Here is a 13351-nt window from a genome sequence, read left to right as displayed (position 1 = left end):
ATAAGAGCTGCAAGCTTAGGTGGAACGCACTCAAGAGTTACTGCAAAGGCGCCTGCTTCCTGAACGGCAAGTGCATCCTGAAGGACACGCTCTGCATTGACTTCGCCCTTACCCTGTACCTTAAATCCACCAAATGCGTTAACAGACTGAGGTGTCATTCCTATATGAGCTACAACAGGAATTCCTGCATCTGTTATGGCCTTGATCTGAGGAGCCATAAGAGCGCCTCCTTCAAGCTTTACTGCTCCTGCTCCGGGAGCTTCTTTCATGATCCTTCCTGCAGACTCAAGTGCCTGTGCAGGAGATATCTGATAACTCATAAATGGCATATCTATAACTACAAATGTATTCTGACAAGCTCTTGCAACGCTCCTTCCATACACGATCATCTCATCAAGTGTTACAGGAAGTGTATCGTTATATCCCTGCATAGTCATTCCAAGGCTGTCTCCAACAAGTATCATATCGATACCGGCTTCGTCCATTAGCCTTGCGGTTGTGTAATCGTAGCAAGTGAGCTGTGATATTTTCTTTCCTTCTTCTTTCATTTTGCGAAGTGTCGCAACTGTCTGTTTCATTTCTTTTCCCTTCCGTCAGTCTATTGAACTGATCACACATTTTGCTGATCGTTTTCTAACAGCTGACATATGTTCGTATAATCTTTTTCCGGATGCTTCTTCTTAGCAAGATCTGTAAGTATAAGAGATAAATTTTTGTATATCTCATATTCTCCCTGGTCTGTCAAAAGAGCCATGTGCTTTGAAAGCGTACCTGCATCATTTCTTTCTACAGGTCCTGAGAGCGCCATAGCCGGGCCTTTTGAAAGTATGTTTTCAAGGTTAGCCCTTGCAAGGGGCGCTACCGCCTCAACTGCTTCACTTTCGCTAAAGCCTGATTCAACCAGATGTCTTTTAGACATCTCATATAGGCCGCACACAAGATTTGAAGCTATAGAACAAGCCAGATGATAGTTAGTCTTCTGACTATCTTCTAATATCTTTGTCCTTATTCCGAGATTTTGTAGAAAATCCTCCCAGAAAGAGACACCGTCTCTTTGTTCAAGACAAAAAAATACACCCGCAAGATCCTTATAAGCACTGTATCTGTCGCTAAAAGGAAATAACGGATGTATTGCAAAACCTTGCGCGCCTGTATCTGCAATATCAGGAAAGGCCTGATCCGCAGTCATAGCTCCGCTGCAATGTATTATCTGTTTACCCGATATAGAAAAAGATCTGATCTCTTCATACACTGAAGAAATCACACTGTCCGGAACAGTCAAGAATATCGCGTCACTCTCATAAACCAAACCCTTTAGAGTGTCGTAACATTTTGTATTTGTAAAATCTGCTGCTTCTTTTGCTGATTCTGGGTGCCTACTATAATAGCCGGTCACCTGAACACCTTTTTCCGAGAAATATTTTCCCAGATTAAAACCAACTTTACCTGCTCCTATAAATCCAATCTTCATCGCATATCTCCTTGTCTAAAAAACGGAGGACGCGACTTCATTCCGGACTTTCATTCTCTTGTCGGTACAGTTCTTACTTTTGTAAGATACCATCCGCTTGTGCCATAAGCACCATATAGAAATTTAACACCATGGTCTAAAATTGTAAATAGGAACAATAAAGAACAAATATATTCTTAGAAAATAAAAGTAAATTCCACATGATACGGAATTAAGTCTTACACTCTGATTCATATGTATGTATTCTTATACAGGTTCTCATTCGCAGTAGAAAGAGGAACCATGTCTAATAAGATACAGACCAACCAGAAACATATGAACCAGGATAACAGAGTTGTTATTGAAAAGAGATTGGATGCATCTGTCTCTTTCAGAGCTATTGGTATTGAACTTGGAAAAGATCCAACAACCATAGCCAAAGAGGTTAAGAAGCACAGGGTGTTTCAAATGCATAACACATTTAACGAAAAGCCCTTTAGGTGTGCTAATGCCAGAGACTGCCACAAAAAACATGTATGCACGACAATCCCTTTCTGCAACAGAGAATGCAAACGCTGTAGTAAATGTCATAGTTACTGTGAGGATTATGTTCCATATGACTATCACTGCCCTTTGACTGATAAAGCTCCCTTTGTCTGTAATGGATGCAACAAGAAAAGAAGCTGTAGGCTGGATAAATATTTCTATCGTGCAGTACGTGCTCAGAGTGAGTATAAAACTATTCTTGTAGAGTCCAGACGAGGCATAAACATAACCGAAGAGGATCTAGCAACACTTGATGCAACTGTCAGCCCGTTGATCCTCAATGGACAATCACCATACATGATTCTTCAGAACCACCCTGAAATATCTCAGTGTGAGAAGACTATTTACAACTACATTGACAATGGCGCTCTATCGGTAAGCAACCTGGATCTCCCCAAAAAGGTAACATATAAGCCACGCAAAGCACACGCGTCTGAAATTGATGATACCGGAATCTTTGAAGGCAGAACATACAAGGACTATGAAGCATTCATCAAAGAGTATCCTGACACAAAGATCACAGAGATGGACACTGTTGTAGGACCGGAAGGAAGCCACAAAGTGCTTCTCACTCTCCATTTTTGTGCTGCGGATTTCATGATGGCATATCTTCTCAATTCAAAGGAAGCCATTGGTGTAGAAAACACATTTGATGATATCAACAAGGCCATTGGTACGGAGCTGTTCTGCAGAACCATGCCTCTGATAGTCACAGACCGTGGAGGAGAATTTAAGCATCCTGAGGCCCTTGAATGCGGTATAGATAACGTATTAAGAACCAACATCTATTACTGTGATCCAATGGCTTCGTGGCAGAAACCTCACTGTGAGAAAAATCATGAGTATATACGCAAGATTTGCCCTCAGACAACAACAACCTTCGACAGACTAGCTCAGGAAGATGTAAACCTCATGATGAGTCACATAAACAGCGCCAACCGCGAAAGCCTCGGAGGCCTTACTCCCTTTAAGCTTGCAAAGATGATGCTTCCCCAAAAGCTGTTAAAACACTTTGGATTAAGGGAAATCCCTGCTGATGAGATAATACTTACTCCGGCACTTTTAAAAGGAAAGATCGAGGTATAAAGCTCTCAGAAGCTGTTCTTAGATTCAGAATCAGAGGCTATAACCCAGCCACCTCGCCAAGGCGAGGCATTGCCCTTGATAGGTACTTAAAGAAACGCTACAATTGGCCACTTCGACGATGTGGGTAAAGAAGCTGTTCTTGAGTTCCCCATCGTCGGCAAGGCTGACCAGCGTTTCTTTAAGCGCCTGTCAAGGGTGGCGGACTGGCGCCAAAACATGAATCAAAAAAGCCACCAGACGAAGCTGTAAAATAAAGAAAATCTGCGAACGAGACCCACCATATAGAACCACTCAGACAGGTGGAATTCAGTCTTGCAGAACCCAATTCCAGTTGTCAGCGACCGCATACTCTTTTTTATTTTACATATCGCCAAAGTGGCTAAATTCCACAATAAAGGGTCTGACAAAATATGTCAAACCCTCAAAAAGCTGAATTTAGTCTTCAGTATGGAATTTACAATTACATGCAGAATTTAAATTTTCACTCAATCGAACAAATATATTATAATCTTCCGCCATGAAGCTGCTCATAGAGCTTTGCTCTCATCTCATATACTTTAGGTGTCAGATCTACATAGTGCTGATGAGGCACTTCAGGACGAAGTTCTGACTCCCAGGTATGATTTTCAAGCTGATCCTTAATATAGTCTCTGCTTTCACTTATTGTAGGTGTATCGATCACCTGCTTGCCGTCTACTATATGCGGTATGAGGATCTTCTCTACTCTTACAGGAGTTATTGTCTTCATATGATCAAAAGCATCCGGATCAAGGTTATAAATCTTTATAGGCTTTCCAGCTTCTATAACTTCATCATCACAGGATATGATATCGCACTGAGCCTTATCCTCTTCATCATAAGCTCTCCATGCCATAAGCTTTCCGGGGATTATAGCCTTGGACGCAGAATCAGAGCACTTCATCTTAGGCGTATAACTTCCGTCAGCTTCCTTGACGGCAACAAGCTTATATACTCCGCCAAATACAGGGCTCGAAGCTGAAGTTATGAGCTTTTCACCAACTCCGTAGGAGTCAAAATGAGCATCCTCATACATCTCCATATTGGCCATTTTCTTTTCATCAAGAGAATTGGATGCAACAAGCTTTACATAGGGCTTACCGGCTTTATCAAGAGCCTTGCGAAGCTTCTTGTAACCACGTGCAAGGTCACCTGAGTCAATGCGGGCAGACTTAACACGCTTACCCGGATCATCCGGATACTTCTCTATAAGCCAGTCATCAAGTTTTATCAGGTTAGGAAGCCCCGACTCAAAGGTTGAATAGGTATCAAGAAGAAGCGATACGTTATCAGGATATGTAGTAGCATAAGCTTTAAATGCATCAAACTCTGTTGGGAAAAATTCTATAAAGCTGTGCGCTATAGTACCTACAGCCTTAACTTCGGGGCCAAATTTCATCTCTGCAAGACAGTTGGCTGTACCGATACAGCCTCCAAGTATAGCTGCATATGCTCCGTCATTACCTGCAGATTCGCCCTGAGCTCTTCTTGTACCAAATTCCATTACGTTACGCTTTTGGTGAGTGGAGAGTCCTGTAATCCTTGTTGCCTTGGTTGCAATAAGTGAATGGAAGTTCATGGTCTGAAGGAGATATGTTTCAATGAGGATAGCTCCAACCATGTCACATTCAATCCTGACCATGGGAACCTGAGGATATGCAACAGTACCCTCTTTTAACATATATACATCGCCCTTCCACTTATAGGTGCGAAGATATTCACAGAACTCCTCGCTCATACCTTTCGTGCGAAGCCATACGATATCCCTGTCGGTAAAGTGATAATCAAGAAGGAATTTCATGAGCTTCTTTTGCCCACAACTGATTGAATAGCCCTGCTTGTCGGGATTCTCCCTGAAGAACATATCAAATACCATGATAGTATCTTTGTATCCGTGCAGGAAAAGAGAATTGGCCATAGTGAATTCATAAAAGTCCGTTACCATAGCAGGATTGTCATAATCTTCATCCGGAATATAAGGTTCTACATTTACATTACTCATACATTGTCCTTTCTGTCATCAGACACTGCTACACATAATTATAGTATACATTTAACGATATTTAGTAAATAAATGTCAGGATATTACTCCCACTTTTTCCATACATCAGGCTGATAACCCAGTGTTGACTGTTTACCGTTTCTGACTACAGGAGTTTTTATGACCTGCTGATTCTCAAGAATCTTATCAACCTTATCTTCATCAGCTATATATTTTATAAGAAGCAGCGTGTCCTTGTCTTTGGCATTTTGATCTATCATGTTGTCGATTCCGCCATTAACACTTGCAACCGACATAAGCTCACCCTTACTCATGCCCTTTTCCTTCATATCGACGAACTGATATTTAATGCCGCGTTCCTTGAAGAATCGCTCTGCCTTTTTAGTATCATTACACTTTTTAGTTCCAAATATCTGTATATTCATAATCAGCCTCACTTTACAGTCGCACGTCATGACTATATGGCACTTTACTTACATGATCATGTATCATTGTTACTTTATGTCCACAGTCATGAATTTAGTTACTTCGTTTTATAGTCATGTATTACCTAAACTCAAGTATGTTATAATCAGCTTAATCGGTCAAGTCTAATATCCTGACCATAATTACAGGAGTAACTTATGAGAGATGGAAGTGCAACAGAAGAAAAGATCTTAAAGCTCGCCAAAAAGATGATCATAAAAAATGGTATAGCCAACCTTGATATGAAGGTCCTTGCAGAAAAAATAGGCTGCAGCAGGAGTACTCTTTACAGACACTTTTCAAGTAAGGGTGATATCATGATCAAACTCGTAGAAGAGTCTCTAGAGATCATCACCAGATCTTCAACTGCCCTTCCCAAAGATGCCAGCTTTAAAAACGGTTTTGAAGAATTCTCCTGGTACGTAGATCAAAGAGCCAAAGCTCTTATACATGAAGTTGATTCCGTAACCTTCATAAGGGATTTCGATTGCCTGTATACCAATGCTTATCCTCAAAGTAAAGAAGTGGAGAGCTTCAAGAATTTTATCAAAACAGATTCAAAGTCAGACCCTTGGCTGACCTCATTTAAACGTGGCATGGAAGATGGCAGCATCAGACATTTCGACGATCCATCTCTTCAGGTCCTCACCATATCCAATGGCCTTTTAGGGCTTGCAGAAAGAGTCATTCCAAGAGTCTCTTTCTACATTAAAGAGCAGGGTTACAGCGAGGAATTCATCACCAACCAGGCCGCCCTCTACCTCGAAAGCATTAGATCAAAATGAATAATTGAAGGTTAAACTCGCAGATTGATTTAGTTATACACCCCAAAAACAATACATTATCGCATTGATAAATAAGGATAATATACGTGATTGTGTTATAATATTATCGTATTCATACATTTTATAGTAAGCGTATATATCAGCTAAAGCTGACACAATTCCCGCGCCAATAATTGCATGCGAGACTTGAATGTATGCTTACTGTCTCATACCAAAGAGGAGGGGAAATCCATGCTAAAAAAATGTATTGCAGAATGTTTGGGAACTTGTGTACTGGTAGTATTTGGTTGCGGAACTGCTGCCGCAATTGGTTGTGACGTACCTGGAGGATATGTTGCAACTGCTCTTGCTTTTGGTCTTGTAATCGTTGCCATGGCATATTCAATTGGTAATGTTTCAGGATGTCATGTTAATCCTGCTGTATCTCTTGCAATGCTTATATCCGGCAGGATGTCTGTAAATGAATTTATATCATACGTGATCTCCCAGTGTATAGGTGGTGTCATCGGAGCTCTGATCCTTAAGATATTCGCAACATCAGGAGATATAGATGCAGGCCTTGGTGCCAACGGCCTTTATAATGACAACGTTTTCCTTTCAATCCTCATTGAGATCATTCTTACATTTGTATTCATTATCGCTATCCTTGGCGTTACATCCCGCGACGGATTTAGCAGTGTAACTGGCCTTGTAATAGGTCTTACACTCACACTTGTACACCTTCTTGGAATCCACTTTACAGGCACAAGCGTTAATCCCGCAAGAAGCCTTGGACCAGCCCTCCTTGCAGGCGGAAGCGCCCTTACCTGTGTATGGGTATTTATAGTTGCTCCCCTTATCGGCGCAGCCCTTGCAGCCCTTTGCTACAAATATCTTGATAACTGATCATAGTCTTTAAAAGCACGGCATTTTCATTGGTACAGGTATTCATTGACGTTGTCTAGTGTGATCTTGGTATGGGGAAGCCTTATGTAGTGGCCATCTTCTATACCAAGATCATCTAAAGATCTTCCGGTCGCAAGTGCTATGGCAAGATCATACATTGCATGAGCCTGTCCTTCTTTATCGTTGTAAACAGTTCCTCTCATATATTCCATCTTGATCGCTTCTAGACCGCCAATCGTTCCATCTATTCCATAAATTGCAGGCATTTCCAGCTTGGCATTTTCACCGTATACATTAAGATATGCATCGATTGCTCCAAGCGCCATATCGTCATTATTTGCCAGTATCAGTTCTATTTGAGCATCTGAATTTATAAGCTGTTCTATCTTGCTTTGTGCCTGAGTCCTGTTGAAGTTTGCAATGGCAAGTCCTACTCTGTCGAGCTGAATCTTACTATCTATCAAGGTTTCTACGCTATATTCACTTCTTACAATAGCATCCTGATGCCCCGCTTCTCCCTGAAGCATCACATACTGTATCATCCCGTCATTATTAGTATCTATATTAGTGCCTTCATCAAGTATATCCGCAGCTGCAAGCTCGCCCTGCATTATTCCTGACTCCATTGCATCAGATCCGACATAATAGAACTTATCAGATCTTTGCAGATCCTCCTGAGTTAATTCTCTGTTAAAAAAGATAACAGGCACATCATAAGAAAGTGCAAGATCGATTATCTGTTCCGGTTCTGTTCTGTCAACAAGATTGATGCATATAACATCACAGCCTCCATCTATCATATCCTGCATCTGATTATTCTGTTCTTTCATGTTCTGACCCGCATTATATGTTACAACAGTAACATCAGGATCTGCATAACTGTTGAACTCATCCATAAGCTGGGTTATGAAGGTATCACGGCTGTCATAGACAGACACACCTATACGTATTGTTTCTTTTTCATCACTTTTGGTATCACTGCATCCTGTAATAGATACTAAAAGTATTATTAATATAATATTGATTGATATTATTTTCCGTCTATTCTCCGATCGGGAATATAATCTGCTGATTACCTTCGTCATACATCGTGTCCCCCGTTGCATATGTATATCCTACTGTATAATTGTTTACTTCACTATTTCTTCCCATAAGCTTATCTGATAGTTCTATGATCGCCATATACCCCATTTCATATTCATTAATGACGATCAGCCCCTTAGTTGTACCCTTATCAAGATTATTGATGTTTTCAGGAGAACAGCCTATACCGAAAAGCTTTACATTTTTTTGCTCATTGGAAGGATAGGTATTATAATTTTCAACCTTCTGAATATATTCTGCCGCTGTCTCCGTAACATCATTATCAAGAGCTACCAGGATATCCGCTTTATTGGTCTTTACAAGTTCACCTATCTCCCTTTCTGAAAGCAATGTTGCTTCTACGCTAAAAACTATCCGCGCACCGGATTCTCTTGATATTCTCTTAAAAGCATCAATCCTTTCCTGATTAGAGGTAAGTTTAAGGTTACCTGCAAGTATACCTATTCTAAGGCCTGTAAAATTTCCATATTCCTGTTTGATCCTTACTGCAAGTTCTGTACCTATCTCATCACTATCAGCACCTATATAGCTTATGTTCTTATTTACAAGATTATCTATCTCGAGTTCATTATCAATAAGCTCAATACAGATATCTTCCGGAATATCTGACAGAATATCTGGTGCTCCGTTCTCTGAGCAAGGCTGTATTATAAGCGCATCTGCTCCATTTTTGATCTCCTGATCTATAAGGACTTTTTCTTTCTCAGGGCTTGCCTCAAAATCTGTTGTAACATAATTGAGTCTTATCCCCTTTTCTCTTGCTGCCTGTCTTAGTCCTATCTGAAAGCTGTCCCACCTTGCGCTGTTACTGTCATCTACTATTACAGATATCTGATACTTTTCTTCATTTCCATCAACATTTATAACATCTATAGCGCAGACGACAATGCCTATGACAATCGCAGTTATTATGGCAGCCAGCCACTTACTTTCATTAAATATATTCCGCGGATTCCACATCTTTTGCGCTTTCCTCCGAATACTCTATATAAGGCATATGAATAGTTACCTTAGTACCTTCATCTGCTTCTGTATCTATCAAAAGGCCATATTCTGCGCCAAATCTAAGCTGCAGCCTTCTATGCACGTTAATAAGTCCAACTCCTGAGCCTCTTGCTCTTGTCCTTCCTTCTTCTGTAAGAAGTCCCTCAGCCTGCTCAGGGCTCATTCCATAACCGTTATCTTCAACCTCTATATAGACGCTTTTATCCTTTTTATAACCTCTGACGCATATATTTCCCTGATCTTCCATTCCTTTGACACCATAATAGATGGCATTTTCCAAAAGAGGCTGAACTACAAGCTTTACTATGCAGCAGTCCATTATTTCAGGATCTATATCATAGCTAATGGTGAATGAATCCTTGAACCTTACCTTTTGTATATTGGTATAATTCTTGGCATGAGTTATTTCTTCGCTGACTTTTATGATATTTCTTCCATTGGAAAGGCTTATCCTGAACAGAGATGATAACTCTGTTATCATATATACAGCTTCTTTATTCCTGCCATCTTCGACCATCCAGACGATAGAATCGAGAGTATTATATAAAAAGTGCGGATTGACCTGAGACTGAAGAGCATCGAGCTCACTTTTCCTCTTTTCCTCCTGCTGTTTTATGATATCTCCCATAAGAAGAGAGATCTGATTTAGCAGTTTTTGAAGTGTGCTTCCAAGATATTGAACCTCGTTTGAGCCTCCTATATATACAGTAGGAACACTTTTCTCCGTAACTTCAATATCATGAATTGATGCTGTAAGCTTCCTAATAGGACTTGATATTCTTACTGATATCAGTCTGTTTAGAAGAAGTACCGCAAGCATTACAAGAAGGATTATGAGCATCATAAAAGATCTCGTACTCCTAAGTACAACAGGAAGAGTTCTTGTAGGAGTAACGCTTATAAGTTTCCAGCCGGTATAGCTTATAGTATTGACTATCTCAATTCTCTTTTCACCATTAAAGGTCTCTTCATATACTCCGTCTGAATATTTAGCTACGCGCTTATTGTTCTCTTCATATAATCCAGATACTATCTGCATGTTCTGGGGATGATATATGATCCTTCCTTCGTTATCACATAGATATATATATCCCTGGGAAAGAGAGCTGTTTAAGACATCAAACATCTGATAAATAGTCGAATAGTCCATATCTACAAGCAGTACTCCCTGTTTGGGAATACCTCCCCTTGTGAACATGACAGATCGGCTAAGGGAGATTACCCAGTAGTATCTGTTTGATGAATCACTAAAAAGGTTCTGTACATGAGGAGTAGAAAAGTGCATGTTCTCAACTTCGTTAACAGCATCAGTGAACCACTGCTGAGTTGTAACATCTATATTGTCCTTCTGAATAGCTGACGGAGCTGCTCCTATCTGCCTTCCGTTAGATTCAAACAGAGCCATTGAAACAAGATAATCTTTGTTGGATTCATATAGAAGATTCATCTGGCTTCCAATAGCATCAACATGAATGTCAGATGTCTGTATGGATGTATAATAAAAGGCATCAGAAAGCTGCCTCATCTTCTTTAGATAATCTTCAAGCATTTCACATGAAGAAGAGAGGATAGTTCTTGCATTATCAGTTGCTACGCTCCTTGATATAGATGCAAAACTCCTGTAAAGGACTGCACCAAGAAGGCTCATGGACAGCACTGATACAATTGTATATGAGGTCAGAAGCAGAATCTGTATGTTACGAGATCCAAACTTTTTCTTAAGTTCATTTCGACCTTTTTGAACCTTTTGAGCCCTTGACTTGAAAATACCCATAAATAACCCTTATTAAGAGTTTTCCCCTTTATTTCGGAACTTTGAAGGTGTTATACCATACTGGCGTTTGAAAACATAACTAAAATAATTAGGATCTGTAAAACCCACTTCCAGTGCAATAACATAAGTCTTCTTGTCAGTTGTCATAAGAAGTTCCTTCGCCTTATCCATACGATAATCCGTAAGATAGGTAACAAAAGTCTTACCGGTTTCCTTTTTGAATACTGTTGAAAAATATGCAGAGCTAACCCCAAGATTCTTGCATACCTTTTCTATAGTGATACTTTCTTCATTGTAATGAGCTGCAACATATTCCATTGCTTTAAATACAAATGATTTCTGCCCCTTACTTCTTGCATCTCCTATCATCTGCTGCATTCTAGTAAGTATGCCGGTTAAAATGATCTTGAACTCTTCCACATCAGGAAGAGCATTACCAATTGTATTGTCTATAAAAATATCGTCTATTGTAAGATGGTTCTCCTGGGCAAATCTGTAGAGTCTACTCATTGTATCAGTAATAAAATACTCATACAGCTTCATGGTACCAAGGTTACGGCCATATCCGTCTACAAATCTTCCGGCTTCTGAAGGTATATCAATTGTATCTTCCACTCTTATCCTTCTTAAAATATCCGAAAGCGTTTTACCACTATCATCCATGATCGTATCACTGTCATGTAAAGGCTCTATCTCCATAATGTTTATAGCTTTACCGATTCCATATATAGATCTTGAAGATATTGCCTGCACAGCTCCCTCAAGTGAATGAACCGTATCCATAAGATCATTGCATACCATACCAAGTCCTACAGTTACGACTGCTTTACAGGCAATCCTTGCAAGCCTGCAAAAGCTGTCACAGTCATCCGTAAGCTCAATAACCTGTCTTGAATCGTCCATCTGGACTATCATTGCAGTATCTCCCTTATAAGAGAAGAACTTGGCTTTCCACTTTTCTAATAGTCTCTCCTGAGCAAGTCTTCTTACTGAAATTCCAAGAAGTACAGGATTAAGACCTTCAGGTGCGTGAGTAGACGACGTATGGATAAGGACCACATCATAGACAGGCCCCTGCAGATCTATCTGGTAATTAAGAAGATATTCACTAAGATGCTCTTTGGGAATTCGACCTGATACGAGCTCAGAACAGAAGCTCTCCTGAAGAAGCGGGAGACTTTGCGCATAGTATCTGGAAAGTTTTCTGATACTCTGGCGCTCTTCTGCCTCTTTATCCAGAGATTCTCTGATCTTTGTAAAAAGACTACTAAGCTCATCAGAATTAACCGGTTTTAAGATATACTCTTCAGCCTCAAGCTTAATGGCTTCCTTAGCATATTCAAATTCATCATAACCTGAGAAAATAATGATCTTAACGCCTGGGCACATCTTACGAAGCTGTCTTGAAAACTCAAGGCCATCCATATATGGCATCTGGATGTCTGTCATGACAACATCAGGAGTATCAGCTTCTGCCATTTCCAAAGCTTCGACCCCATTATGTGCATAGGCAGGAGTTTCGTATCCAATCTCCTCCCAGTCTATCTTTCTTACTATGGCATTTATAACTTCTTCTTCATCATCAACAAGCAGACATTTGTATCCCAATATCCATCCTCCATAGAATAACCTATGTCAATTATACTACATATATCGTGAAAAAAGCGCGGCCAAGCAAAGGCCGCGCCTGTTTTTAGTTATTATGATCATTTCTTTTTAGCTGCTATTCTTGCTGATATTATATCAAATGCAACTGCAGCAAGAAGTACAACACCCTTGATGATCTTCTGGTAGTTAGCATCAATACTAAGAATACTCATTCCAAGGTTGATCACACCAATGATCGTAGCACCGATAACTACGCCAAATACCGATCCCTTACCACCGTATGCTGATACACCACCAACAACGCAGGCTGAGATAGCATCCATCTCATAGTTGGTTCCGGCTGTTGAGTTAGCAGCCTGGAATCTTGCTACAACTGTCCATGCACTTACAACTGTAAGAACTGCCATATTAAGGTATGCAATGAAAAGTATCAACTTAGTATCTACACCTGAAAGCCTTGTAGCCTCTTTGTTACCACCAATTGTATAGAAGTAACGACCTATTGTTGTCTTCTCTGTTATGAATGCATAGATAAGAACTATAGCAAGAGCCCATACAAGAGCTGTAGGTATACCACCTGCATATGCAAGCTTGTATGCAAAGAGCATTATAACTGCACCAAA

General features: G+C 40.2%; 12 protein-coding genes. 3 read left to right on the top strand and 9 right to left on the bottom strand.

What is annotated here, in order from left to right:
• Positions 1–578 (bottom strand): 3-methyl-2-oxobutanoate hydroxymethyltransferase (gene panB, locus K6G87_RS06165; RefSeq protein WP_296835012.1); only part of this gene is annotated, 578 nt, incomplete at its 3' end.
• A 32-nt stretch (positions 579–610) separates the two neighbouring features.
• On the bottom strand, positions 611–1471 hold the full coding sequence (locus tag K6G87_RS06160; protein WP_296835011.1) for a Rossmann-like and DUF2520 domain-containing protein: 861 nt from the start codon (positions 1469–1471) through the stop codon (positions 611–613).
• A gap of 282 nt (positions 1472–1753) precedes the next feature.
• Between K6G87_RS06160 and K6G87_RS06155 the strand changes: the two genes are divergently transcribed.
• Positions 1754–3082: an IS30 family transposase gene (locus K6G87_RS06155; RefSeq protein ID WP_296835009.1), complete on the top strand. Its 1329-nt coding sequence runs from the start codon at positions 1754–1756 to the stop codon at positions 3080–3082.
• 502 nt (positions 3083–3584) lie between these two features.
• Here the strand turns inward: K6G87_RS06155 and K6G87_RS06150 are convergent.
• Both K6G87_RS06150 and K6G87_RS06145 read right to left on the bottom strand, forming a co-directional pair.
• Entirely contained in the window at positions 3585–5102 is a 1518-nt protein-coding gene (locus tag K6G87_RS06150) for a nicotinate phosphoribosyltransferase (RefSeq protein ID WP_296835007.1), read from the bottom strand.
• 83 nt (positions 5103–5185) lie between these two features.
• Positions 5186–5527 carry an arsenate reductase family protein gene (locus K6G87_RS06145; RefSeq protein ID WP_296835005.1) on the bottom strand — a complete coding sequence of 114 codons (342 nt, stop codon included), beginning with the start codon at positions 5525–5527 and terminating at the stop codon, positions 5186–5188.
• Positions 5528–5725: 198 nt separating this feature from the next.
• On the opposite strand from K6G87_RS06145, the gene K6G87_RS06140 reads away from it, so the two are divergent.
• Both K6G87_RS06140 and K6G87_RS06135 read left to right on the top strand, forming a co-directional pair.
• Complete coding sequence (locus K6G87_RS06140; RefSeq protein ID WP_296835003.1) at positions 5726–6352, top strand: TetR/AcrR family transcriptional regulator; 627 nt, start codon at positions 5726–5728, stop codon at positions 6350–6352.
• Positions 6353–6583: 231 nt separating this feature from the next.
• Positions 6584–7237, top strand: a complete 654-nt coding sequence (locus tag K6G87_RS06135) for an MIP/aquaporin family protein (RefSeq protein WP_296835001.1) — start codon at positions 6584–6586, stop codon at positions 7235–7237.
• Positions 7238–7263: 26 nt separating this feature from the next.
• Here the strand turns inward: K6G87_RS06135 and K6G87_RS06130 are convergent, their stop codons facing one another.
• The 5 genes from K6G87_RS06130 to K6G87_RS06110 all read right to left on the bottom strand — a co-directional run.
• Complete coding sequence (locus tag K6G87_RS06130) at positions 7264–8322, bottom strand: galactose ABC transporter substrate-binding protein (protein ID WP_296834999.1); 1059 nt, start codon at positions 8320–8322, stop codon at positions 7264–7266.
• The gene (locus K6G87_RS06125) at positions 8279–9301 is read right to left on the bottom strand and encodes a sugar ABC transporter substrate-binding protein (protein ID WP_296834997.1); all 1023 of its coding nucleotides are present in this window, start codon (positions 9299–9301) and stop codon (positions 8279–8281) included. The genes K6G87_RS06130 and K6G87_RS06125 overlap by 44 nt, the downstream gene beginning before the upstream one ends.
• Positions 9276–11120 (bottom strand): cache domain-containing sensor histidine kinase, encoded by a 1845-nt coding sequence (locus K6G87_RS06120; RefSeq protein WP_296834995.1) that lies wholly within the window; start codon positions 11118–11120, stop codon positions 9276–9278. Before K6G87_RS06120 ends, K6G87_RS06125 begins: the two co-directional genes overlap by 26 nt.
• A gap of 12 nt (positions 11121–11132) precedes the next feature.
• Positions 11133–12728, bottom strand: coding sequence for a response regulator transcription factor (locus K6G87_RS06115; protein ID WP_296834993.1), 1596 nt, complete (start codon positions 12726–12728; stop codon positions 11133–11135).
• Positions 12729–12826: 98 nt separating this feature from the next.
• A partial coding sequence (locus K6G87_RS06110) for an ABC transporter permease subunit (protein WP_442863364.1) occupies positions 12827–13351 on the bottom strand: 525 nt, incomplete at its 5' end.

Source organism: Butyrivibrio sp., from assembly GCF_024699075.1.
The sequence above is the reverse complement of the archived record's forward strand: the minus strand, read 5'-3'. Positions and strand labels throughout refer to the sequence as shown.

What these genes read in the sequence shown, in the direction of transcription:
- K6G87_RS06160 (WP_296835011.1), bottom strand. Translation starts at nt 1,471, where the DNA reads ATGAAGATTGGATTTATAGGAGCAGGTAAAGTTGGTTTTAATCTGGGA.
- K6G87_RS06155 (WP_296835009.1), top strand. Translation starts at nt 1,754, where the DNA reads ATGTCTAATAAGATACAGACCAACCAGAAACATATGAACCAGGATAAC.
- K6G87_RS06150 (WP_296835007.1), bottom strand. Translation starts at nt 5,102, where the DNA reads ATGAGTAATGTAAATGTAGAACCTTATATTCCGGATGAAGATTATGAC.
- K6G87_RS06145 (WP_296835005.1), bottom strand. Translation starts at nt 5,527, where the DNA reads ATGAATATACAGATATTTGGAACTAAAAAGTGTAATGATACTAAAAAG.
- K6G87_RS06140 (WP_296835003.1), top strand. Translation starts at nt 5,726, where the DNA reads ATGAGAGATGGAAGTGCAACAGAAGAAAAGATCTTAAAGCTCGCCAAA.
- K6G87_RS06135 (WP_296835001.1), top strand. Translation starts at nt 6,584, where the DNA reads ATGCTAAAAAAATGTATTGCAGAATGTTTGGGAACTTGTGTACTGGTA.
- K6G87_RS06130 (WP_296834999.1), bottom strand. Translation starts at nt 8,322, where the DNA reads ATGACGAAGGTAATCAGCAGATTATATTCCCGATCGGAGAATAGACGG.
- K6G87_RS06125 (WP_296834997.1), bottom strand. Translation starts at nt 9,301, where the DNA reads ATGTGGAATCCGCGGAATATATTTAATGAAAGTAAGTGGCTGGCTGCC.
- K6G87_RS06120 (WP_296834995.1), bottom strand. Translation starts at nt 11,120, where the DNA reads ATGGGTATTTTCAAGTCAAGGGCTCAAAAGGTTCAAAAAGGTCGAAAT.